Source organism: Achromobacter deleyi (assembly GCF_902859705.1).
GTDB lineage: Bacteria > Pseudomonadota > Gammaproteobacteria > Burkholderiales > Burkholderiaceae_B > Achromobacter > Achromobacter deleyi.
The window spans coordinates 85,377-106,819 of sequence record NZ_CADIJO010000017.1; the positions used below are offsets into that span (position 1 = coordinate 85,377).

Sequence of the window (21,443 nt, forward strand, 5' to 3'; positions counted from 1 at the left end):
TGGGGCAGGCCGCGGCGGGCCTGCCCGCCGCCACGCACGGCGTCAGGCGATCAGGTGCAGCCGGCGCCGCTGCGCCAGCCAGGCGGTGAATTCCGCCGCCGGCATCGGCTTGGCGTACAGGTAGCCCTGCTTGGCATCGACGCCCAGCGTGTCCAGGAAGGCGGTTTCTTCCTGGGTTTCCACGCCTTCGGCGATCACCTTCAGTTCCAGCGTACGGGCCACGGCCACGATGGCCCGCGCCAACGCCTGCGACACCGGGTTCTCGTTCACGCCGCGCACGAAGCTGGCGTCCAGCTTGATCGCGTCCAGCGGAATGCGCGCCAGCTGCGACAGCGACGAATAGCCGGTGCCGAAGTCGTCCAGGTGCACCCGCGCGCCCAGTTGGCGGAACTGCTTCATGAGCTCGATCGCGGCGACTTCGTCTTCGATCAGGCAGCTTTCGGTCAGTTCGATATCCAGCAGGCAGGGGTCCAGCCCGGCGTCGTTGACCGCCCGCATGAATTCGCTGACCACGCCCTTGTCATCCAGTTGGCGAGCCGACATGTTGACGGCCACGCGCAGGTTCAGGCCATCGCGCTTCCAGGCCGCGGCCTGGCGCGCGGCCTCGCGCATCACCCAGACGCCCAATTGCGAGATCAGGCCGGATTCCTCGGCGTAGGGAATGAAGACGCTGGGGCAGATCATGCCGCGCTCGGGCGAGCGCCAGCGCAGCAGGGCTTCGACGCTGTCGACGTCGCCGCCGCGGCCGGCCAGCTTGGGCTGGTAATACAGCATCAGGTGGCCTTCGGCCAACGCCTTGCGCAGATTGGTGTCCAGCCACACGTAGTCGGCGTTGCGGCGGTCCATGTCGGGCTGGAACACGCGGTAGGTGTGGCGGCCGGCCTCTTTGGCCACGTACATGGCGATGTCGGCGCTGCGCACCACGCTGTCCAGGTCTTCGCCGTGCTGCGGGTACATGGCGATGCCGATCGAGCAGCTGGTGTAGACCTCGATCAGCTCCTGGCGGAACGGTTCGCGCAGGCGTTCGATGATGCGCTCGGCGGTGGCTTCCAGTTGCCAGGCCTGCGCGCCTTCCTGCAGCACGATGAATTCGTCGCCGCCCAGCCGCGCCAGCGTCTGGCCCGGCGACAGGCAGCTGGAAATGGCCACTGCCACCGACTTGAGCAGGCGGTCGCCAAAGCCGTGGCCGTAGTGGTCGTTGATGCGCTTGAAATTGTCCAGGTCCAGGAACAGCACGCCGCCGCTGGCGCCCTCGCCTTCGGCCAGCGCCGCCTGCAACCGCGCCGTGATGGCGTGGCGGTTGGGCAGGTTGGTCAGCATGTCGGTGTTGGCCAGCACCCGCAGGCGCTCCTGCGCCTGGCGTTCTTCGGTGATGTCGGTGCCCGAGCAGATCAGGTAGACGCGCTTTTCGCCGCTGCCGCTGGTGACGAACTTGTTGCGGAACAGGAACAGGCGCGGGCCCTTGACCGTGTTGATCAGCCGTTCGACCTCGTACGACTGGCCACGTTTGTAGAATTCGGCGATGTTGCGGCGCGAGGCCGCGGCCTCTTCGCGCGTCATGAACATGTCGAACACGCTGCGCCCGACGATGTCCTGTTCGCGCTTGCCGGTGTATTCCTCGCTGACCTTGTTAAAGCGCTGCACGCGGCCGTGCTGGTCGACGATGACGATGACCGAATTGGCTTCGGACACCACGGTCTCGGCGAACGACAGGCCTTCGACCAGGTCGCGCGCGACCGAATCGGTATCGGTGTGGGCCGACGCAGTGCCGGCCCATTCGGTGGGGTTGATCTTGCGGCCGACCAGGTGCAGGCGTACCGGCTCGCCATACAGCGAGATGTCGATACGCAGGCTTGAGGTGATGCCGGTCAGGGCGCGAATGGCTTGCGCCTGCTCGGGCTGCAGCGCCATGGCAATGTTGGTGGCGCCCTTGACGGCGGATAGTTCGATCGCATCGCTGTCGGCCGCCAGCCTCCAATACGGGCTAGGCGTACCGAAATGCAGGTACAGGATCGACTTTTCGTCCTGAGTCTCAGTCATTGGAGTCCCCCGCCGTCCTAGGAAGGCTGCAAAGAACATTACGGTGTAGTCAGTTTGGGGTCAACCACCCGGCGGACCGGCGCCGATGCTGTATTGCGGAATATTTCAACATAGTCGGCGAGTGTGCGTGCCTGCCCGACACCCGCGCTATGAATGATTCCTCAATCTATCCCAATCTTCATGTCCGTTGCGTGCTGCACCGCAATGCACGCAAACAATAACGCCGAAAATTTGTGACTATTTTTGGCATGTGGCGCAAAAGCGGCAGCCGGCAGACGCAACAATGCGGCCCGCCGGATACCGGGGGGCCGCATGCGGGCGGCCGCGTCTGCGTGCCGCCCCTATTTTTGATGGAACCTGCCGGTTTATTCCGGCTTGACGCCGGCTTCGTCGATGACCTTGGTCCAGCGGGCCAGTTCGGCCGACACGCGGGCGCGGGCATCGGCCGGGCTGGTCCATTCGGCGATGGCGCCCTGGTTCAGCAGCGACGCCTTGACCGTGGGCTTGGCCAGGATCTTCTTCAACTCGCCGTTCAGGCGTTCGATGACCGGCGCCGGGGTGTTGGCGGGCGCGACGATGCCGAACATGGAGCTGACTTCGAAGTCCTTCAGGCCGGCCTCGGCCGCGGTGGGCACATCGGGCAAGGCTTCGACGCGCTGCGGCGACGTCACTGCCAGCGCGCGCAGCTTGCCGGCCTTGATGCTGGCCTGCGAAGCCGGCACGGTTTCGATCATGCTCAGCACCTGGCCGCCCATCAGGTCGGTCATGGCCGGGCCGCTGCCCTTGTAGGGCACGTGCAGGATGTCCACGCCAGCGGCGCGCTTGAACATTTCACCGGCCAGATGCTGCGGCGAACCGTTGCCGGCCGAGGCCATGGTGACGTAGCCCGGGCGCGACTTGGCCAGCGCAATCAGCTGCTGCAGGTTGTTGGCCTGCACCGTCGGGTTGACCACGAACACCAGCGGCACCGTGCCCACGATGGATACCGGCGCGAAGCTCTTTTCCACGTCGTACGTGACCCGGCCGCGGTACAGCGCGGCGTTGATGGCATGGCTGGTCAGCGCGCCCATCAGCAGCGTGTAGCCGTCGGGTTGCGCCTTGGCCACCTGGTCGGCGCCGATGTTGCCGGCCGCGCCCGCGCGGTTTTCCACGATCACCGACTGGCCCAGCGCGCCGGTCAGTTCCTGCGCCAGCACGCGGCCGATCACGTCGGTGGCGCCTCCGGGCGGGTACGGCACGATCAGGCGGATGGGCTTGTCGGGGTACGCATCGGCAGCCATCGCCGGGGTCGCGGCGCCGGCGCAGACGGCCAGCAGGGAAAGCAGCAAGGCGCGGCGAGGCCGCAGGCGCAGGTCGGACATGGGTAGGTCTCCTGCCGGGATGAGTATAGGAATGGAACGGACGCCCGGCTCGTCAACCGCGCCAGTGTAGGAGCCGAAACTTGATAGAAGAATCAGAATTTTTCTATCGACTGATCGTTTATTTTGATCAATAAAAAATCCTGCTGAAACCGCTTGCGGCGACTTTCAAAGGCTGGATATGATCATGCCCCTGGATTATCAATAATATTATCGGGAACAAAAATGACGGACGACACCCAGGGCGGCAAGCCCGCCAAAGGCCCCTTCGACAGCGACGGCGCGCAGTCGCGCGGCGTGGCGCGCGGGCTGACCAACTACGGCGACATCGGCTTTTCCCTGTTCCTGCGCAAGGCGTTCATCAAGGGCGCCGGCCTGTCCGACGACGCGCTGTCGCGCCCCATCATCGGCATCGTCAACACCGGCAGCAGCTACAACCCCTGCCACGGCAACGCGCCGCAGCTGATCGAAGCGGTCAAGCGCGGCGTGATGCTGGCTGGCGGCCTGCCGATGGACTTCCCCACCATCTCGGTGCACGAGAGCTTCTCGCAGCCCACCAGCATGTACCTGCGCAACCTCATGTCCATGGACACCGAGGAAATGATCCGCGCCCAGCCCATGGATGCCGTGGTGCTGATCGGCGGCTGCGACAAGACCGTGCCGGCGCAACTGATGGGCGCGGCGTCGGCTGGCGTGCCGGCGATCCAGCTGGTGACCGGGTCCATGCTGACCGGCTCGCATCGCGGTGAACGCGTGGGCGCCTGCACCGACTGCCGCCGCTACTGGGGCCGCTACCGCGCCGAAGAGATCGACGCGCCCGAGATCGCCGACGTCAACAACCAGCTGGTGGCCAGCGTGGGCACCTGTTCGGTGATGGGCACGGCCAGCACCATGGCCTGCATCACCGAAGCGCTGGGCATGATGGTGGCGGGCGGCGCATCGGCCCCCGCCGTCACGGCCGACCGGGTCCGCGTGGCCGAGCGCACTGGCGCCACCGCCGTCGCCATGGCCGCTTCGCGCCTGACGCCCGACCAGATCCTGACCGGCAAGTCCATCGAAAACGCGCTGCGCGTGCTGCTGGCCATCGGCGGCTCGACCAACGGCATCGTGCACCTGACGGCCATCGCCGGCCGCCTGGGCATCGACATCGACCTGGCGGGCCTGGACCGCATCAGCCGCGAAACGCCGGTGCTGGTGGACCTGAAGCCCTCGGGCCAGCACTACATGGAAGACTTCCACCATGCCGGCGGCATGCCCGCCCTGCTGCGCGAGCTGCGCCCCTTCCTGCACCTGGACGCCCTGACGGTATCGGGCCGCACCCTGGGCGACGAACTGGACGACGCCCCCGCCCCCTTCAAGCAGGACGTGATCCGCAGCGCCGCCGACCCGATCTACCCCGTGGGCGGCCTGGCCGTGCTGCGCGGCAACCTGGCCCCGGGCGGCGCCATCATCAAGCAGTCGGCCGCCAACCCCAAGCTGATGGAACACGAAGGCCGCGCGGTGGTGTTCGAAGACGCCGAAGACATGGCCCGCCGCATCGACGACGAGGCGCTGGACGTGACTGCCGACGACGTACTGGTGCTCAAGCGCATCGGCCCCACCGGCGCGCCGGGCATGCCCGAAGCCGGCTACATGCCGATTCCCAAGAAGCTGGCGCGCGCCGGGGTCAAGGACATGGTGCGCATTTCCGACGGCCGCATGAGCGGCACGGCGGCCGGCACCATCGTGCTGCACGTCACGCCCGAGGCCGCGATTGGCGGACCGCTGGCCTACGTGCAAAATGGCGACCGTATCCGCCTGTCGGTGGCGCAGCGAGAAATCGCGCTGCTGGTGGACGACGCCGAGCTGGCCCGCCGCATGGCGGCCCGCCCGGTCGAACGCCCCACCGCCGACCGCGGCTACCGCAAGCTGTTCCTGCAGACCGTCACGCAGGCCGACCAGGGCGTCGATTTCGACTTCCTGCGCGCCGGGGTCACGCGGGATACGGTGCCCAAGAAATAACCCTGTCCCTGCCCTGCACCATGAACGCCATCACCCCCGACGCCCTGCAACCGCAAGCGCCCGACGCCGTCTCGCAAGCGGTGGCGGCGCTGGAAGAAGACATCGTCTTCGGCCGGCTGCATCCGCGCGAACGGCTGACCGAAGACGAGCTGATGGCGCGCTTCGGCATGAAGCGCCACGCGGTGCGCCAGGTGCTGGTCGACCTGGAACTGCTGGGCGTGGTGGAACGCAAGCGCAACGTGGGCGCGGTGGTGCGGGCGTTTTCGGTGAACGACGTGATGGAGCTGTATGCGCTGCGCGAGGTGCTCGAAGTGCATGCCGCCAGCCTCATGCCGCTGCCCGTGCCCCCGGCGCGGCTGGCGGCGCTGACCGCGGTGCAGCGCGAACACGACGCGGCGGTGGCCGATGGCGACGCGCGCCGCGTGTTTCGCAGCAACCAGCGCTTTCATCGCGAATTCTTCGGCCTGCTGGACAACGCCGTGCTGGGCCAGGCCATCGAGGAATACGCGCGCCGCACCCACCCGATCCGCTTCGGCTCGCTGGCCGCGGCCAACTACCGCGAACGCGCCCGCCAGGAACACTGGGCCATGATCCATGCGCTACGCGACGGAGACCGCGACACGCTGATGGCGGTGTGCCGGGACCACCTGCTGCCCTCGCGTGACGCCTATCTGGCGTCGGAACAGGCCCGGCGCGGGGCCTGAGCCGCGAGAGGTGCGGCGCCTGGGGTCAGTCTCCTTGCCGTAGCGCCCCGCACTGCCCACGGCCCCCGCCGCGGTTTCCCGCCTGCCGTCAGCGCGCCGGGTCCGCCAGATATTCCCTCAGCGTTGCCACCAGCGCGGCCGCCGCCGGCGGCAGGCTGCGGTTGCGCGCCGTGACCAGGCCGATCGACCGCTCGGCCACCGGCCCGATCAGCGGCCGCTGCACGATGCCGTTCTGCGCCACCGCCCCCGCGGCGATCTCGGGCAGCGCCGCCACGCCAAAGCCGCATTCCACCATCGCGACGATGGTGGTCAGGTGCTCGGCCTCGAAGGCCGGCGTGAAGCGGATGCGGTTCTGCAGAAAGGCCCATTCGGTGTACTGGCGCACGCTGCTGGGATGCACCATGGACACGTGCGCGGCAGACGCCGTGTCGGCCCAGCGCAAAGGCCCGCGCGACTTGGCCAGCGGGTGCGCCTGGGGAATCAGCAGGATGAAGCTGTCGGACATGAGCGGCACGTAGTGCAGGTCGGCGTGCTGCGGGTCGGCGGCGGTCAGGGCAAAGTCCACCTCGCCGGCCCGTACCAGGTCGAAGGCGGGGCCGGACAGCGTGTCGCGTACTTTCAGCGCGACCTGCGGGTGGGCCTGGCGGTAGGCCATCAGCACGCGCGGCAAGAGCCGTGCGGCCAGCGACGGCAGCGCGGCGACCGACACCTGGCCATGCTCGGCGCTGGCGATGCCGCTGACGGCGGCGATGGCATCACGAAACGCCACCTGCAATGCCGCGGCCTGCTGCATGAAGACTTCGCCCGCGGCCGTCAGCCGCACGGTGCGCGTGGTGCGGTCGAACAGTTTCACGCCCAGCGATTCCTCGATGCGCTGGACCTGGGTGGACAGGGCCGACTGCGACAGGTGCAACTGCGCGGCCGCCTGGCGAAAGTTGAGCGTGCGCCCGAGCACCAGGGTGGTGTCGATATCGCGCATCGAAAGATTGATCTGCATGCTGGCGGCGGCCTCGATTATTGATCTGATTTGTCGATCATTCTATCCAAAAAATCTGATTCATCAATCAAACAAGCTTCTCTACACTCGGCGCCCAATACTGATGCAGCAGCGGTTTCAGAATAAGGAGCAAACCATGCAGACGGACGCGAAGGCCCTGCCCAATCCGGGCGCGGCGCATGCGGTGGTGGTGGGCGGCGGCACGATGGGCGCCGACGTGGCGGTGGTGCTGACGCGCGCCGCCTGCCGCACGACAGTGATCGAGCCGGACGCCGCGCGCGCCGCCGCGCTGCCCGCCCGCGTGGCGGAAAACCTCAAGACCATCGGCCGCGAGGCCAATGCGCCGCTGCTGGGCACGGCGCCCAGCCTGGACGCGGTGGACTGGGCCAGCGTGGACCTGGTGATCGAGTGCGTGCCGGAACGGCTGGACATCAAGCAGGCGCTGTTCGCCGGTCTGGTGCGGCGCGCGCGGCCGGATGCGGTGCTGGCCAGCAACAGTTCCAGTTTCCCGATCAGCGCGATCAGCCAGGGGCTGACGACGCGCGAGCGCATGCTGGGCCTGCACTTTTTCATGCCGGCGCACCTGGTGCCGCTGGTGGAAGTGGTGATGGGCGAGGCCAGCGACGAGGCCCGCGCGGATGCGCTGATCGCGTTCATGCGCCGCTGCGGCAGCGTGCCGGTGAAGGTGCGCCAGGATCTGCCGGGTTTCCTGGCCAACCGCCTGCAGCATGCGCTGTCGCGCGAGGCGTTCAATCTGATCGATCGCGGTATTGCGTCGCCGGAAGACGTGGACGCGGCGGTGCGTTTCGGGTTTGGCTTCCGCTTCCTGGCGGCCGGCCCGGTGATGCAGCGCGACCACGCGGGCATCGATGTGCACGCGGCGGCGGGCGCGACGATGTATCCGACGTTCTGCAACGATGACCATCCGGCGCAATGCCTGGCGGAACGCGCGGCGGACGGACGCTACGGGATGAAAGCAGGTGAAGGGTTCTATACCTGGACGCCGGAAACGATCGCGGCCGAGCGCGCGCGCTACGACCGGCTGCTGCGCGCGGGGCTGGACCTGATTGCGCCGGAACTGCCGGAGATCCAGCCATGAGCGCGGCTACCTTTGCCCGCGCGGCGCTGGCCGAGTCGCCGGTGATCGTGACGGTGGCGCCAAACGGGGCGTACAAGAAGGCGGCGGACCATCCGGCGGTGCCGATGACGCCGGACGCGCTGGCGTTGGAGGCGCGCGCCTGCCTGGACGCAGGCGCTGCGATGATGCACATGCACGTGCGCAAGCCGGACGGCAGCCATCTGTTGGACGCGCACGCGTACCGCGAGGCGCTGGCGGCGGTGGACCGCGCCGTGGGCCGCGAGCTGCTGGTGCAGGTGACGAGCGAGGCGGCGGGGGTGTACAAGGCGGCGGAGCAGATCGCATTGGTACGCGAGTTGCAGCCGGAAGCGGTGTCGATGGGACTGCGGGAGATCGCGGTGCCGGAGATCCCTGAGGCGGAGCTGGCGGCGTTCCTGGCGTGGGTGGCAGAGCGCCGGATCATGGCGCAGATCATTCTGTACGACGAAGGGGATGTGCGGCGCTGGCTGTCGCTGCGGGCGCGGGGGCTGGTGCCGCCGGGGGCCTGGTCGGTGCTGTTCGTGCTGGGGCGCTATAGCGTGGGGCAGACGTCATCGGCTTACGATCTGCTGCCGTTTCTGGCGGCTTACGACCATACGCTGCCTTGGGCGGTTTGTGCGTTCGGGGCCGAGGAGAATGCTTGCGTGACGACGGCGGCGGCGTTCGGGGGGCATATGCGGGTGGGGTTCGAGAATAATCTGAAGTTGCGGGATGGGTCGGTGGCGGGGGGGAATGCCGATCTGGTTCGGCAGGCGGTTGAAGGCGCGCGCGCGTTGGGGCGGCCTGTGGCGGATGCGGCGCAGGCTCGGGTTATTTATGGGGCGGTTGCTTAGCGGTTAGTTGCTGTTGTTCTTTGCTCGCGTAGGGCTGTGTTCTTGGGCCGCCTGGGGCGTCGGCGGCCTGCCGAGCGCGGCCTACGAGGGCGGTCCGGAGCCTTCGCTCCGGACTTCCCCGTGCTCATCCTCGTTGGCGGCTCCGCCGCCTGCCTTCGGATTCCGCCGGGCGCCCTCTACACGGCCGCGCTCGGCAGGCCGCCGACGCCCCAGGCTCCAATTGTTGTATGCGTGGGTTGTCTGGTTGGCTGTTTGGCAGGTGCTGTGGCCAATCGCCACGTTGTTTTGGTTGCGTGTTTGGGCGCACCGCTTCGTGCTGACGGGGCGCATCTGCCTCTGTCGCTATGTGCTTGTATATATAGCGGTTTTTGCCTTGTTTTCGCTGTGGCGCAACATTGACGCGTTCAAAACGCATCTGCTAAAAGCTTTGACATCCGCACGTTAAACGCAATACCCCAACTGTCCTGGTGAGGTGGTGTGTGTCAGACGAGTCAGATGGCTACTCAAGGCCTCAGGAGTTGCGCAGTTTTCTGTTCCTGACGGCTGTCATGGCCCCCGTTCTTACGGTGATCATTGTCGCGGGCTACGGTTTCATCGTTTGGTTCTATCAGTTGATTGCCGGTCCCCCGGGCAGCTGATGGATAGCGACGGAACGTTCCCCATGTCCGCGCATCCTCTGCCGGCAGCTTTGCCGGCTTCCCCTGAATTGCATATTGCCAGCCTGGTGGTGCATGCGTCGCCGCGTCGGCTGGATGAGGTGCGGGCGGCGGTGTTGGCGGTGGCGGGTGCCGAGATTCATGGGGCGTCCGACATGGGCAAGCTGGTGGTGACGCTGGAGGCCCCGACGACCGACGAGATGATGGCGCGGATTTCGCAGATACAGCGGCTCGATGGCGTGCTGGCGTCGGCGCTGGTTTACCAGCATGCCGATACGTTGGCGGCGATGAACGAGGAGATCGACGATGGCAATGGCCCGTAGGGATTTCATCAAGCAATCGGCCGCTGCGGCGGCGGCGACGGTGGCGGGGATTCCGGTGGTGGGATTCACGCAGAACATCGTGACGGAGTCGGAAGCGGCGAAGCTGAAGTGGTCGAAGGCGCCCTGTAGGTTCTGCGGGACCGGCTGTGGCGTGAACGTCGCGGTGAAGGACAACCAGGTGGTGGCGACGCATGGGGATTTCAACGCCGAGGTGAACAAGGGGCTGAACTGCGTCAAGGGCTATTTCCTGTCGAAGATCATGTATGGCAATGACCGGCTGACGACGCCGCTGTTGCGCATGAAGGACGGCAAGTACGCGAAGGATGGGGAATTCGCGCCGGTGTCGTGGGACCAGGCTTTCGATGTGATGGCCGAGCAGTTCAAGCGGGTGCTCAAGGACAAGGGGCCCGAGGCGGTGGGGATGTTCGGGTCGGGGCAGTGGACGGTGTGGGAAGGCTATGCCGCGCTGAAGCTGATGAAGGCGGGGTTCCGCTCGAACAATCTGGACCCGAATGCGCGGCATTGCATGGCGTCGGCGGCGGTGGGGTTCATGCGCACGTTCGGTGCGGACGAGCCGATGGGCTGTTATGACGACATCGAGAACGCGGACGCGTTTGTGCTGTGGGGCTCGAACATGGCCGAGATGCACCCGATCCTGTGGACGCGGGTGACGGACCGGCGGTTGTCGGCGCCCAAGACGAAGGTGGCGGTGCTGTCGACGTTCGAGCACCGTTCGTACGAGCTGGCGGACCTGACGCTGACGTTCACGCCGCAGACGGACCTGGCGATCCTGAATTACATCGCCAACCACATCATCCAGACCAAGCGGGTGAACCGCGAGTTCGTGGACAAGCACACGGTGTTCCACGAAGGCAATACGGATATCGGTTACGGGCTGCGGCCGGACCATCCGCTGCAGAAGGCGGCCAAGAATGCGGACAAGGCGGGCGGCTCCAAGCCCATTACCTATGACGAGTTCGCCAAGTTCGTGTCGCGCTACGACCTGGAATACACGTCCAAGCTGTCGGGGGTGCCCAAGAAGCAGCTGCAGGACCTGGCCGAGCTGTATGCCGACCCGAAGGTGCGGGTGACCTCGTTCTGGACGATGGGTTTCAACCAGCATACGCGCGGGGTGTGGGCCAACAATATGGTCTACAACATCCATTTGCTGACGGGCAAGATTTCGACGCCGGGCAACAGCCCGTTTTCGCTGACGGGGCAGCCCTCGGCCTGTGGCACGGCGCGCGAAGTGGGCACGTTTTCGCACCGGCTGCCGGCCGACCTGGTGGTGACGAACCCCAAGCACCGGGCGCATGCCGAGGAACTGTGGCAGTTGCCGGCGGGCACCATTCCCGAGAAGGTGGGCGCGCACGCGGTGCTGCAGAACCGCATGCTGAAGGACGGCCAGATCAACGCCTATTGGGTGATGGTCAACAACAATATGCAGGCGGCGGCGAACCTGATGAACGAGGGCTTGCCGGGCTATCGCAATCCGGAAAACTTCATCGTGGTGTCCGACGCCTACCCGACGGTGACGACGATTTCGGCGGACCTGATCCTGCCGGCGGCGATGTGGGTGGAAAAGGAAGGCGCGTACGGCAACGCCGAGCGCCGCACGCAGTTCTGGCACCAGCTGGTGAATGCGCCGGGCCAGGCGCGGTCGGACCTGTGGCAGCTGATGGAGTTTTCCAAGCGCTTCACGGTCGAGGAAGTGTGGCCGGCGGACCTCTTGGCCAAGAAGCCGGAGTACCGCGGCAAGACGCTGTTCGACGTGCTGTTTGCCAACGGCAAGGTGAACCGCTACCCGAATACCGAGCGCGACAAGGACTACGCCAACCAGGAAGCCGAGGCCTTCGGCTTCTATGCGCAGAAGGGCCTGTTCGAGGAATACGCCGAGTTCGGCCGCGGCCACGGCCATGACCTGGCGCCGTTCGACACCTACCATGAGGTGCGCGGGCTGCGCTGGCCGGTGGTCAAGGGCAAGGAAACGCTGTGGCGCTACCGCGAAGGCAGCGACCCCTATGTGAAGCCGGGCGCCGGGTTCGAGTTCTACGGCAATCCGGATGGCCGCGCGGTGATCTACGCCCTGCCCTACGAGCCGCCCCCCGAGTCGCCGGACAAGGAATACCCGTTCTGGCTGTCCACCGGGCGCATCCTGGAGCACTGGCATTCCGGGTCGATGACGCGGCGGGTGCCCGAGCTGTACCGGGCGTTTCCGAACGCGGTCTGTTTCATGCACCCCGACGATGCGCAGGCGATGGGCCTGCGGCGCGGCGTCGAGGTGGAAATCGTGTCGCGGCGCGGCAAGATGCGCACGCGGCTGGAAACCCGCGGGCGCGACAAGCCGCCGCGCGGCCTGGTGTTCGTGCCGTGGTTCGACGCCGGCCAGCTGATCAACAAGGTCACGCTGGACGCCACCGACCCGATCTCGTTCCAGACCGACTTCAAGAAGTGCGCGGTCAAGATCGTCAAGGTCTGAACGGCGTACCGGAGACAGCCATGAACCTACGCGCTCTAGTTTTCGCCGTGTGCGCCGCCACCTGTACGGCCGCCTGGGCCGCGCCGCCGTTCGAGGTCGAGGACCCGATGCGCGGCCCCACCCCGATTGCCGACGAGACCGATCCGCCGCTGATCAGCCCGATCGAGAACAAGGACATCAAGCGGATGCGCACGTATTCGATGCAGCCGCCGACCATTCCGCATTCCATCGATGGCTACCAGATCGACAAGAACTTCAACCGCTGCCTGGCCTGCCATGCGCGCGTGAATACCGAAGAGACCCAGGCGCCGCCGCTCAGCGTGACCCACTACATGGACCGCGACAGCAACGTGCTGGCCGAGGTGTCGCCGCGGCGCTATTTCTGTGTGCAGTGCCACGTGCCGCAGTCCGAGGCCAAGCCGCTGGTGTCCAACACGTATCAGGACATCGATGTGATCCTCAAGCGCCTGACCGCCCCGGCGTCCGACAAGAAGTAAGGCACCGGGAGCCGCCATGCTCAACCTCATCAAGCGCTACTGGAACATCATCCGCCGGCCCAGCGTGCATTTCAGCCTGGGCTTTCTGACGGTGGGCGGCTTCATCGGCGGCATCCTGTTCTGGGGCGCCTTCAATACCGCCATGGAATTCACCAATACGGAGAAATTCTGCACCGGCTGCCACGAGATGCGCGACAACGTCTACGCCGAACTCAAGGGCACCATCCACTTCACCAACCGCTCGGGCGTGCGGGCGCTGTGTTCCGACTGTCACGTGCCGCACAACTGGACGGACAAGATCGCCCGCAAGATGCAGGCGTCCAAGGAGGTCTGGGGCAAGATCTTCGGCACCATCGACACGCGCGAGAAGTTCGTGGACAAGCGGCTGGAACTGGCCAAGCACGAATGGGCCCGCTTCAAGGCCAACGATTCGCTGGAATGCCGCAACTGCCATAACTACGACTACATGGACTTCACCCGCCAGAGCGTGCGGGCGCAGAACATGCATTCGACCTACCTGGCGGACAAGAGCAAGACCTGCATCGACTGCCACAAGGGCATCGCCCACAAACTGCCCAACATTCCGCCCGGCGAACTGTCGTCGGTGCCCGGCCTGGGCCAGGACAGCCCGCATGCGGGCCGCTGACGCGCTGCACGCCGCCGCCCTGGTCGGCCGGCGCGGCGCGGCGGGCGCGGTCGACTTCACCCTGGCTCCGGGTCATTGGCTGCACGTGCGCGGCGCCAACGGCAGCGGCAAGACCAGCCTGTTGCGGATGCTGGCGGGGCTGCTGCAACCGCAATCGGGCAGCGTGCACTGGCAGGGGCGCGACATCCGCCGCGACTTCGCCGCCTATTGCGCCGACATGGCTTTCCTGTCGCACGGCAACGGCCTGTGCGGCGAACTGAGCGCGGCCGAGAACCTGCGCTACGCACTGGCGATTGCCGGCGCGCCGCAAGCGGACACGACGGCGGCGCTGCACGCCTGGCGGCTGGCGGATTGCGCCGACACGCCCGCCGCGCGCCTGTCGCAAGGCCAGGGCCGCCGGCTGGCGCTGGCCGCCGCGGTGCTGAGCCGCAAGCCGCTCTGGCTGCTGGATGAACCCGATGCGGGGCTGGATGCCGCCAGCCTGGACCTGCTGGACCAGGCGCTGGACGCGCACCTTGCCGCGGGCGGCCTGGCCGTGGTGGCCTCGCACCGCGCCCCGGGCGCATCCCCTGCCCGCAAACACACCCTGGATATGGACGACTACGCCGATGCTGGCAACGCTGTGGCAATTGGCGCGCCGTGAACTGCGGCTGGCCTGGAGGCGGCCCGCGGAAACGCTGGGCGCCGCGCTGTTCTTCGTGGTGGCGGGGTCGCTGTTTCCGTTGGCGGTGGGGCCCGACCCCGCCCTGCTCGCTGCCATCGGCCCCGGCGTGCTGTGGGTCTGCGCATTGCTCGGCATCCTCTTGACGCTGCAACGGCCGTTTGCGCAGGACTACGACAACGGCGCACTCGAACAACTGCTGGTGTCGCCCCACCCGCTGCCCCTGCTGGTGGGCGCCAAGCTGGCCGCGCACTGGTTCAGCAGCTGCCTGCCGCTGATCCTGGCCAGCCCGGTGCTGGCGCTGCAATTCGGCCTGTCACCAGGCGCCATCGGCGTGCTGGTGCTGTCGCTGCTGCTGGGCACGCCCACGCTGGCGCTGATCGGCGGGCTGGGCGCAGCGCTGACGCTGGGGCTGCGCGGCGGCGCGCTACTGCCGTTGCTGGTGCTGCCGCTGTACGTGCCGGTGCTGATCTTCGGCAGCGGCGCGGTGTCGGCGGTGCACGCCGGCCTGGGCGCCGGCCCGCAACTGTCGCTGCTGGGCGCGGGCCTGTGCCTGGCCCTGCTGCTGTGCCCCTGGAGCGCGTCGGCCGCGCTGCGCGTGGCGCTGGACTGAGGACGCGCCCATGCACAAGCCCCCTGCCCTGAACCCGTTCGCCCCGGCCGCCCCCGCGTCCCGCCCCGGCTGGCTGCGCTATGCCTCGCCGGCCCGCTTCTATCCGCTGGCCGGCCGGCTGATCCCCTGGCTGGCGCTGGCGGCCGCGCTGTTCGGCGCGGCGGGCCTGTATGTGGGCCTGGTGGTGGCGCCCGTGGACAGCCAGCAGGGCGAGGTCTACCGCATCCTGTTCATTCACGTGGCGGCGGCGTGGATGTCGATGTTCCTGTACCTGGTGATGGCGCTGTATGCCGCGCTGGGCCTGGTGCTGCAGACCCGGCTGTCGTTCATGATGATGCGGGCGCTGGCCCCGACCGGCGCGCTGTTCACGTTCGTGACGCTGTGGACCGGTGCCCTGTGGGGCAAGCCCACCTGGGGCGCGTGGTGGGTATGGGATGCGCGCCTGACGTCGGAACTGATCCTGCTGTTCCTGTACCTGGGCTTCATGGCCTTGCAGGCCGCCAGCGACGACCCGCGCCGCGGCGACCGCGGCGGCGCCATCCTGCTGCTGGCCGGCGTGGTCAACGTGCCCATCATCTACTTCTCGGTGCGCTGGTGGAACACGCTGCACCAGGGCGCGTCCATCAACCTGACCACGGCGCCCAGCATGGCGCACGTGATGCTCGGCGCCATGTTGCTGATGGTGGCGGCATTCTGGCTGTACAGCGCCGCCGTGGGGCTGGCGCGGGTGCGCGACATCATCGCCGAACGCGAACCGGCCGCAGTGCAGGCCGCAATGCAGGCCGAGGAGAAGGCGCGATGAGCTGGGACGCGCTGTTCTCGCTGCAGGGCCATGGCCCCTACCTGCTGGGCGCTTATGGCGTGACGCTGGCGCTGCTGGCGCTGGAGGCCGGTTTGTTGTGGCGCCGGGCCCGCGCACGCGCCCGGGCCCGGCAACGCGGAGACGCGCCATGACCCCGCGCAAGCGCCGCGCGCTGGCGCTGGCGGCCGGCCTGGGCCTGCTGGCGGCCGCCGCCGCGCTGGTGCTCAATGCCTTGCAATCGAACCTGGTGTTCTTCTTCACGCCCACACAGGTTGCCGCGCACGAAGCGCCCGGCAGCGGCAGCTTCCGGGTGGGCGGGCTGGTGCAGGAAGGCTCGCTCAAGCGCGAAGCCGACGGCCTGTCGCTGCGCTTCGTCGTGACGGACACGGTGCATTCGGTGCCGGTGGTCTACCGCGGGCTGTTGCCCGACCTGTTCCGCGAGGGCAAGGGCGTGGTGGCGGCCGGCAAGCTGGGCGCGGACGGCGTGTTCCAGGCGTCCGAAGTGCTGGCCAAGCATGATGAAAACTACATGCCGCCGGAAGCCGCCGATGCGATCAAGCGGGCCACGGCGGGCGCCAGGGCCGATGACGGCGCGAGCGGCTCCGGCGCCGCCCAGCGCACCGGCGCTGGTTCCGAATCCGCGGCGGGCACACGCCCCGGCGCCTTGCGGGCGGACTCGCGATGATCCCGGAAATCGGCCTGTTCAGCCTGATCCTGGCGCTGCTGGCGGCGATCGTCCAGGGCACCCTGCCGCTGATCGGCGCGGCCACCGGCTGGCATCCGGGGCTGGCGGTGGCGCGGCCCGCCGCCGTGGCGCAGTTCGGCCTGGCCACCGTGGCCATCGGCTGCCTGGCGGCGTCCTTTCTGCAGAACGACTATTCGGTGCTGTACGTGGCCGCCAATTCGCACGCCGACCTGCCCGCCGCCTACCGTTTCGCGGCGGTGTGGGGCGGCCACGAAGGCTCGCTGCTGCTGTGGCTGTACCTGCTGACGGCCTGGACGCTGGCCGTGGCCCTGTGCAGCCGGCGCCTGCCGCCGGCCTTCGCCGGCCGGGTGCTGGCGGTGATGGGCTGGATCAGCGTGGGCTTCCTGCTGTTCCTGCTGTTCCTGTCCAACCCCTTTGAACGGCTGATGCCGCCGGCCATGGCGGGCCGCGACCTGAACCCGCTATTGCAGGACCCGGGCATGATCGTGCACCCGCCGATGCTGTACATGGGCTATGTGGGCTTTTCGGTAGCCTTCGCCTTTGCCATCGCCGCGCTGCTGTCCGGCGAACTGGATGCGCTGTGGGCCCGCTGGGTGCGCCCGTGGACGCTGGCCGCCTGGACCTTCCTGACGCTGGGCATCCTGCTGGGCAGCGCCTGGGCCTATTACGTGCTGGGCTGGGGCGGCTGGTGGTTCTGGGACCCGGTCGAGAACGCGTCGTTCATGCCCTGGCTGGCGGGCACCGCGCTGATCCATTCGCTGATCGTCACCGAGCGGCGCGGCGCCTTCCGCAGCTGGACGGTGCTGCTGGCCATCTGCACGTTTTCGCTCAGCATCCTGGGCACGTTCCTGGTGCGTTCGGGCGTGCTGACGTCGGTGCACGCCTTCGCGGTGGACCCGGGCCGCGGCCTGTACATCCTGGGTTTCATGACCGTGATCGTGGGCGGTTCGCTGGCGCTGTACGCGTGGCGCGCGCCCAAGGTGGGCCTGGGCGGGGGCTTCGCGCTGCTGTCGCGCGAATCGCTGCTGTTGAGCAACAACGTGGTGCTGACCGTGGCGGCTGCCTCGGTGCTGCTGGGCACGCTGTACCCGGTGGTGCTGGACGTGCTGGACTGGGGCAAGATCTCGATCGGCCCGCCCTACTTCGAAGCCGTGTTCGTGCCGCTGATGACGCCCGCCATCTTCCTGATGGGCGTGGGCCCGGTGGCGCGCTGGAAGCAGGCGCAGGCGCCCGACCTGGGCCGCCGGCTGCGCATCGCGTTCGCCGTCAGCGTGGCCACCGCCGTGCTGCTGCCGCTAGCCATGCCCGGCCCGATCCGGCTGGGCTCGCCGCTGGTGATGCTGGGCCTGTGGCTGGCGGCGTGGTCGGTCGCCAGCGCGGCCGCGCACGCCTGGCAGCGCCTGACCGACGGCGACGGCCACTGGCTGCGCCGCCTGGGCCGCCAGCCGCGGTCTTGGTACGGCATGCTGCTGGCGCACGCCGGCATCGGCATCTTCATTGCCGGCGCCACGCTGGCCAACGGCTACGAGGTCAAGCAGGAACTGCGGCTGGAGCCGGGCGCGGCGCAAGAGGCCGGCGGCTACCGCTTCGTGTTTGCCGGCCTGGCGCCCGCCACCGGCCCGAACTACAGCGCCCAGCGCGCCGAATTCCACGTCACCCGCGACGGTCGGCCGGTCACCACGCTGTATCCCGAAAAGCGCCTGTACACCGTGCAGGACATGCCGCTGAGCCAGGCCGCCATCGACAGCGGCTTCACCCGCGACCTGTTCGTGGCGCTGGGCGAGCCGGCCGGCGGATCCGCCTGGACGGTGCGCATCCAGGTCAAGCCCTTCATGGCGTGGATCTGGGCCGGCTGCCTGCTGATGGCGCTGGGCGGCCTGTTGGCGGCCGGCGACAAGCGCTACCGCCAGGGCGAAGCGCGCGCCCCGCAAGCCCACGCGCGCGCCATGCCCACGGCCTCGCGGGAGGGCACCTGATGCTGCGCTACCTGCTGCCCCTGGCGGTGTTCCTGGCCATGGCCGTGTTCCTGGCGCTGGGCCTGTCGCGCGACCCGCGCGCGGTGCCGTCCGCCATGATCGACAAGCCGGCCCCCGCCATCAGCCTGCCGCTCTTGCACGCGCCCGACCAGCGGCTGGACGTGCAGTCGCTGCGCGGCAAGGTCTGGCTGCTGAACGTATGGGCCTCGTGGTGCGCGCCGTGCCGCGAAGAACTGCCGGTGCTGCGGGAAGCGGCCCGGCGCCACGGCGTGCCGCTGTATGGCCTGAACTACAAGGACAAGCCCGAGGACGCGCTGGCCTGGCTGGGCCGCCATGGCGACCCGTACATTGCTTCCGCCAGCGACGTCGATGGCCGGGTGGGCATCGAATACGGCGTGTACGGCGTCCCCGAGACTTTCGTCATCGACGGCGCCGGCCGCATCCGCTACAAGCAGCTGGGCCTGATCACGCCGGAAATCTGGCGCACGCGGATCCAGCCGATGATCGAGTCGCTGCAATGAGGAAACGAATAAGCGCCTGCGCCGCCCTGATCGCGCTGGCCCTGCTGCTGGCCAGTCCCGCAAGCGCCCAGGCGCCGTCGCCGCCGCTCTCGCCCGACCTGGAGCAGCGCGCCGAACACCTGGCGCACGGCCTGCGCTGCCTGGTGTGCCAGAACCAGACCCTGGCCGAATCCAACGCGCCGCTGGCCCACGACATGCGCAACCTGATCCGCGGGCAGTTGGCCGAGGGCCGCAGCGATGCCCAGATCATGCGCTTCTTCGAAGACCGCTACGGCGACTTCGTGCGCTACGACCCGCCCTTCAAACCCGTCACCTGGCTGCTGTGGCTGGGGCCGTTCGCGCTGCTGGCGCTGGGCTTTGCGGTGCTGCTGCGCACGCTGGCACGGCGGCCCCGGTCGCGCCCGCCGCTGACGGCTGACGAACGCGCCCGCGCGGCCCGTTACCTGGATTCCGGCCCATGACCCCGCTCTGGCTTGCCGTGCTGGTCCTGCTGCTGGCCACCCTGCTGTGCCTGGTGCCGCCGCTGCTGCGCCGCCCACCCCCGGCCGCCGCCCGCGAGGCCGATACCGGCCTGCGCGACTTCTATCGCGCCCAGCGCGAGCAGGTGCAACGCGACCTGCGCGAAGGCGCGCTGAGCGCGGACGCCGCCGCGCGCGCCGACGAGGAGTTGCAGCGCGACCTGCTGCAGGACCTGGCACAACGCGGCGGCGGCGCGCCGCATGCCACCGGCCACCGCGCCGGCGTCGCCGCGGCCTGCCTGCTGAGCCTGGCCCTGCCGCTGGCCGCGGCCCTGCTGTATGGCCACCTGGGCAACCCGCGCGCCGCCGCCACGCTGGCGCAGGCCGATGCGGCCGAACCGCATGCCGGCGACGATGGCGACAGCATGGCCCTGGCCGTCAACGCGCTGGCCCAGCGCCTGCGCGCCGCGCCCGACGATGCCGACGGCTGGTATACGCTGGCCCGTTCCTACGAAACGCTGGGCCGCTACACCGACGCGGCGGCCGCCTACCGCCAGGTGTTGCGCCTGGTGCCCGACCAGCCGCAGGTGCTGGCCGACCTGGCCGATGCGCTGTTGTCCGCCAACCAGGGCGCGCCCGATGCCGGGTCCATCGCCGCCGTTGCGCAGGCCCTGGCGGCCCAGCCGGACCAGCCCAAGGCCCTGGCGTTGGCCGGCATGATGGCGCTGCGGCGGGGCGACGCCGCAGAAGCACTAGGGTATTGGCAACGCCTGCAGGCGATCCTGCCGCCCGAATCCGAGGCCGCGCGCCAGATCGAATCGAACATCGCCCAAGCCCGCGCAATGGCGCAGGCGAACGGGGGGAACGGCAACGCGCAGCGCCAGGCGACCGGACCGGCGCCACCACCGGCGGGGGCAGCCCCTACGCCGCAAACCGCCCTGCCGGGTCCCACGCCGGGCCCTGTCTCCGCGACGGCGGCGCCGTCCGCCGCCCCCGGCCAACTCAGCGGCCACGCCAGCATCGCTCCCGCCCTGCGGGAACAGGTGCGACCCACCGATACCGTCTTCATCCTGGCGCGTCCGGTATCCGGTTCGCGCATGCCGCTGGCCGTGCTGAAGCTGCAGGTGTCCGACCTGCCGCGCGCCTTCACGCTGGACGACCGCAACGCCATGTCGCCACAGGCCACGCTGTCCAGCGCCGGCCGCGTCCAGGTCGAAATCCGCGTCAGCCGTTCGGGTACGCCCGCGGCCCAGCCCGGCGACCTGAGCGGCCTGTTGAGCGAGGTGGCCGTGCCGGGGGCCGGGCTGGAATTGGTGGCCGATACCGTGGTCCGTTGACCGCGGGCCGGCCTACACCGGTCTCGTCACTCGGCCGCGGGTCACGCCGGCAGCGTCAACGCCTGCCGCCAGGCGGCCAGCTTTTCGTCGAACCTGGCGGCAGCGTGGGCCGGGCTGGTGGAGGGCAGGTCGACATATTGCAAGGACCGCCCGGCATCCAGCCCGGGCAGCACATGCCGACGGTAAAGCGCTGCCGCCTTGCCGCCGTTGAAGCAAATGCGCACCACGTGAGGATGCTCTGCCAGGAAGACGGCGAAGTCGTTGGCAACCAGGGTGTCGGGCCGAATGGCTGCATCCAGGCTGCCGGGGCGCTCGCACGCTTGCAGGACGTCCCAGAGCGCGATGCGGGCGCGTTGCAGGGCTGCCAGGCGTTCGGGGTAGTCCTGGGAGGGGTCAAAGCCCAGGACCGCGCCCGCGATGGGCCAGAAGGCATTGCGCGGATGGGCGTAGTAACGCGCTTGCTTGAGCGAGGCGATGCCGGGCATCGAGCCCAGGACCAGGATGCGGGCGTCGGCGGCGGCGACAGGGGCAAAGCCTTGGACGTGGTCGGCAGGCGTGGCCCGGGAGGGGGCTGCAGGTGAAGACATGGCGCAAGGATACGTGAGCCGACAGGAACGCGCCCAGTGTCCTGTTGATGGAACAGTGCTTATCAATACCAGGGTCTACCGAAACAAGCCTGTCGCCCTTATCTTGGTAGGTATGACGAACGGCCCCGTAG

General features: G+C 68.4%; 22 protein-coding genes. 18 read left to right on the top strand and 4 right to left on the bottom strand.

Annotation, left to right across the window (positions count from 1 at the left end; all coding sequences use genetic code 11):
• Positions 1–42 precede the first annotated feature (42 nt).
• Both pdeR and HV798_RS22230 read right to left on the bottom strand, forming a co-directional pair.
• Complete coding sequence (gene pdeR, locus HV798_RS22225) at positions 43–2,040, bottom strand: cyclic di-GMP phosphodiesterase (protein WP_175194829.1); 1,998 nt, start codon at positions 2,038–2,040, stop codon at positions 43–45.
• A gap of 365 nt (positions 2,041–2,405) precedes the next feature.
• The gene (locus HV798_RS22230; RefSeq protein ID WP_025140941.1) at positions 2,406–3,401 is read right to left on the bottom strand and encodes a Bug family tripartite tricarboxylate transporter substrate binding protein; all 996 of its coding nucleotides are present in this window, start codon (positions 3,399–3,401) and stop codon (positions 2,406–2,408) included.
• A gap of 222 nt (positions 3,402–3,623) precedes the next feature.
• Between HV798_RS22230 and HV798_RS22235 the strand changes: the two genes are divergently transcribed.
• A complete protein-coding gene (locus tag HV798_RS22235) occupies positions 3,624–5,399 on the top strand; it encodes an IlvD/Edd family dehydratase (RefSeq protein WP_175194827.1) in 1,776 nt (591 codons plus the stop codon).
• A gap of 20 nt (positions 5,400–5,419) precedes the next feature.
• Positions 5,420–6,103: a GntR family transcriptional regulator gene (locus HV798_RS22240; protein WP_175194825.1), complete on the top strand. Its 684-nt coding sequence runs from the start codon at positions 5,420–5,422 to the stop codon at positions 6,101–6,103.
• 88 nt (positions 6,104–6,191) lie between these two features.
• Here HV798_RS22240 and HV798_RS22245 read toward each other — a convergent pair whose 3' ends face one another.
• Positions 6,192–7,100, bottom strand: coding sequence for a LysR family transcriptional regulator (locus HV798_RS22245; RefSeq protein WP_175194823.1), 909 nt, complete (start codon positions 7,098–7,100; stop codon positions 6,192–6,194).
• Between the two features lie 136 nt (positions 7,101–7,236).
• Here HV798_RS22245 and HV798_RS22250 point away from each other — a divergent pair, with 136 nt between their 5' ends.
• The 16 genes from HV798_RS22250 to ccmI all read left to right on the top strand — a co-directional run bounded on the left by HV798_RS22250 (position 7,237) and on the right by ccmI (position 20,725).
• Positions 7,237–8,199, top strand: coding sequence for a 3-hydroxyacyl-CoA dehydrogenase family protein (locus HV798_RS22250; protein ID WP_175194820.1), 963 nt, complete (start codon positions 7,237–7,239; stop codon positions 8,197–8,199).
• Complete coding sequence (locus tag HV798_RS22255; RefSeq protein ID WP_175194818.1) at positions 8,196–9,050, top strand: beta-keto acid cleavage family enzyme; 855 nt, start codon at positions 8,196–8,198, stop codon at positions 9,048–9,050. The genes HV798_RS22250 and HV798_RS22255 overlap by 4 nt, the downstream gene beginning before the upstream one ends.
• Before the next feature lie 479 nt (positions 9,051–9,529).
• Positions 9,530–9,688, top strand: a complete 159-nt coding sequence (napE, locus tag HV798_RS22260; protein ID WP_025135492.1) for a periplasmic nitrate reductase, NapE protein — start codon at positions 9,530–9,532, stop codon at positions 9,686–9,688.
• Positions 9,689–9,711: 23 nt separating this feature from the next.
• On the top strand, positions 9,712–10,029 hold the full coding sequence (locus HV798_RS22265; RefSeq protein ID WP_175194816.1) for a chaperone NapD: 318 nt from the start codon (positions 9,712–9,714) through the stop codon (positions 10,027–10,029).
• Positions 10,013–12,508, top strand: coding sequence for a periplasmic nitrate reductase subunit alpha (gene napA, locus HV798_RS22270; RefSeq protein ID WP_175194814.1), 2,496 nt, complete (start codon positions 10,013–10,015; stop codon positions 12,506–12,508). The genes HV798_RS22265 and napA overlap by 17 nt, the downstream gene beginning before the upstream one ends.
• 20 nt (positions 12,509–12,528) lie before the next feature.
• Positions 12,529–13,005, top strand: coding sequence for a nitrate reductase cytochrome c-type subunit (locus HV798_RS22275; RefSeq protein ID WP_175194812.1), 477 nt, complete (start codon positions 12,529–12,531; stop codon positions 13,003–13,005).
• A gap of 16 nt (positions 13,006–13,021) precedes the next feature.
• The gene (locus tag HV798_RS22280; RefSeq protein WP_175194809.1) at positions 13,022–13,651 is read left to right on the top strand and encodes a cytochrome c3 family protein; all 630 of its coding nucleotides are present in this window, start codon (positions 13,022–13,024) and stop codon (positions 13,649–13,651) included.
• Positions 13,638–14,294, top strand: a complete 657-nt coding sequence (gene ccmA, locus HV798_RS22285; RefSeq protein WP_175194807.1) for a heme ABC exporter ATP-binding protein CcmA — start codon at positions 13,638–13,640, stop codon at positions 14,292–14,294. The genes HV798_RS22280 and ccmA overlap by 14 nt, the downstream gene beginning before the upstream one ends.
• Positions 14,260–14,925: a heme exporter protein CcmB gene (ccmB, locus tag HV798_RS22290; RefSeq protein WP_025135498.1), complete on the top strand. Its 666-nt coding sequence runs from the start codon at positions 14,260–14,262 to the stop codon at positions 14,923–14,925. The genes ccmA and ccmB overlap by 35 nt, the downstream gene beginning before the upstream one ends.
• Positions 14,926–14,935: 10 nt before the next feature.
• A complete protein-coding gene (gene ccmC / locus HV798_RS22295; RefSeq protein WP_175194805.1) occupies positions 14,936–15,727 on the top strand; it encodes a heme ABC transporter permease CcmC in 792 nt (263 codons plus the stop codon).
• Positions 15,724–15,879, top strand: coding sequence for a heme exporter protein CcmD (gene ccmD, locus HV798_RS22300; RefSeq protein ID WP_175194795.1), 156 nt, complete (start codon positions 15,724–15,726; stop codon positions 15,877–15,879). The genes ccmC and ccmD overlap by 4 nt, the downstream gene beginning before the upstream one ends.
• The gene (ccmE, locus tag HV798_RS22305) at positions 15,876–16,412 is read left to right on the top strand and encodes a cytochrome c maturation protein CcmE (protein WP_175194793.1); all 537 of its coding nucleotides are present in this window, start codon (positions 15,876–15,878) and stop codon (positions 16,410–16,412) included. The genes ccmD and ccmE overlap by 4 nt, the downstream gene beginning before the upstream one ends.
• On the top strand, positions 16,409–18,409 hold the full coding sequence (locus HV798_RS22310; RefSeq protein WP_175194791.1) for a heme lyase CcmF/NrfE family subunit: 2,001 nt from the start codon (positions 16,409–16,411) through the stop codon (positions 18,407–18,409). Before ccmE ends, HV798_RS22310 begins: the two co-directional genes overlap by 4 nt.
• Positions 18,409–18,930, top strand: a complete 522-nt coding sequence (locus HV798_RS22315; RefSeq protein ID WP_175194789.1) for a DsbE family thiol:disulfide interchange protein — start codon at positions 18,409–18,411, stop codon at positions 18,928–18,930. Before HV798_RS22310 ends, HV798_RS22315 begins: the two co-directional genes overlap by 1 nt.
• Entirely contained in the window at positions 18,927–19,391 is a 465-nt protein-coding gene (locus tag HV798_RS22320; RefSeq protein ID WP_175194787.1) for a cytochrome c-type biogenesis protein, read from the top strand. Before HV798_RS22315 ends, HV798_RS22320 begins: the two co-directional genes overlap by 4 nt.
• Positions 19,388–20,725 (top strand): c-type cytochrome biogenesis protein CcmI, encoded by a 1,338-nt coding sequence (gene ccmI, locus HV798_RS22325; RefSeq protein ID WP_175216503.1) that lies wholly within the window; start codon positions 19,388–19,390, stop codon positions 20,723–20,725. The genes HV798_RS22320 and ccmI overlap by 4 nt, the downstream gene beginning before the upstream one ends.
• Before the next feature lie 41 nt (positions 20,726–20,766).
• Here the strand turns inward: ccmI and HV798_RS22330 are convergent, their stop codons facing one another.
• Positions 20,767–21,312, bottom strand: coding sequence for a DNA-deoxyinosine glycosylase (locus HV798_RS22330; RefSeq protein ID WP_175196563.1), 546 nt, complete (start codon positions 21,310–21,312; stop codon positions 20,767–20,769).
• Positions 21,313–21,443 lie beyond the last annotated feature (131 nt).

Coding starts and splice junctions, on each gene's coding strand:
- pdeR (WP_175194829.1), bottom strand. CDS start 2,040: ATGACTGAGACTCAGGACGAAAAGTCGATCCTGTACCTGCATTTCGGT.
- HV798_RS22230 (WP_025140941.1), bottom strand. CDS start 3,401: ATGTCCGACCTGCGCCTGCGGCCTCGCCGCGCCTTGCTGCTTTCCCTG.
- HV798_RS22235 (WP_175194827.1), top strand. CDS start 3,624: ATGACGGACGACACCCAGGGCGGCAAGCCCGCCAAAGGCCCCTTCGAC.
- HV798_RS22240 (WP_175194825.1), top strand. CDS start 5,420: ATGAACGCCATCACCCCCGACGCCCTGCAACCGCAAGCGCCCGACGCC.
- HV798_RS22245 (WP_175194823.1), bottom strand. CDS start 7,100: ATGCAGATCAATCTTTCGATGCGCGATATCGACACCACCCTGGTGCTC.
- HV798_RS22250 (WP_175194820.1), top strand. CDS start 7,237: ATGCAGACGGACGCGAAGGCCCTGCCCAATCCGGGCGCGGCGCATGCG.
- HV798_RS22255 (WP_175194818.1), top strand. CDS start 8,196: ATGAGCGCGGCTACCTTTGCCCGCGCGGCGCTGGCCGAGTCGCCGGTG.
- HV798_RS22265 (WP_175194816.1), top strand. CDS start 9,712: ATGTCCGCGCATCCTCTGCCGGCAGCTTTGCCGGCTTCCCCTGAATTG.
- napA (WP_175194814.1), top strand. CDS start 10,013: ATGGCAATGGCCCGTAGGGATTTCATCAAGCAATCGGCCGCTGCGGCG.
- HV798_RS22275 (WP_175194812.1), top strand. CDS start 12,529: ATGAACCTACGCGCTCTAGTTTTCGCCGTGTGCGCCGCCACCTGTACG.
- HV798_RS22280 (WP_175194809.1), top strand. CDS start 13,022: ATGCTCAACCTCATCAAGCGCTACTGGAACATCATCCGCCGGCCCAGC.
- ccmA (WP_175194807.1), top strand. CDS start 13,638: ATGCGGGCCGCTGACGCGCTGCACGCCGCCGCCCTGGTCGGCCGGCGC.
- ccmB (WP_025135498.1), top strand. CDS start 14,260: ATGCTGGCAACGCTGTGGCAATTGGCGCGCCGTGAACTGCGGCTGGCC.
- ccmC (WP_175194805.1), top strand. CDS start 14,936: ATGCACAAGCCCCCTGCCCTGAACCCGTTCGCCCCGGCCGCCCCCGCG.
- ccmD (WP_175194795.1), top strand. CDS start 15,724: ATGAGCTGGGACGCGCTGTTCTCGCTGCAGGGCCATGGCCCCTACCTG.
- ccmE (WP_175194793.1), top strand. CDS start 15,876: ATGACCCCGCGCAAGCGCCGCGCGCTGGCGCTGGCGGCCGGCCTGGGC.
- HV798_RS22310 (WP_175194791.1), top strand. CDS start 16,409: ATGATCCCGGAAATCGGCCTGTTCAGCCTGATCCTGGCGCTGCTGGCG.
- HV798_RS22315 (WP_175194789.1), top strand. CDS start 18,409: ATGCTGCGCTACCTGCTGCCCCTGGCGGTGTTCCTGGCCATGGCCGTG.
- HV798_RS22320 (WP_175194787.1), top strand. CDS start 18,927: ATGAGGAAACGAATAAGCGCCTGCGCCGCCCTGATCGCGCTGGCCCTG.
- ccmI (WP_175216503.1), top strand. CDS start 19,388: ATGACCCCGCTCTGGCTTGCCGTGCTGGTCCTGCTGCTGGCCACCCTG.
- HV798_RS22330 (WP_175196563.1), bottom strand. CDS start 21,312: ATGTCTTCACCTGCAGCCCCCTCCCGGGCCACGCCTGCCGACCACGTC.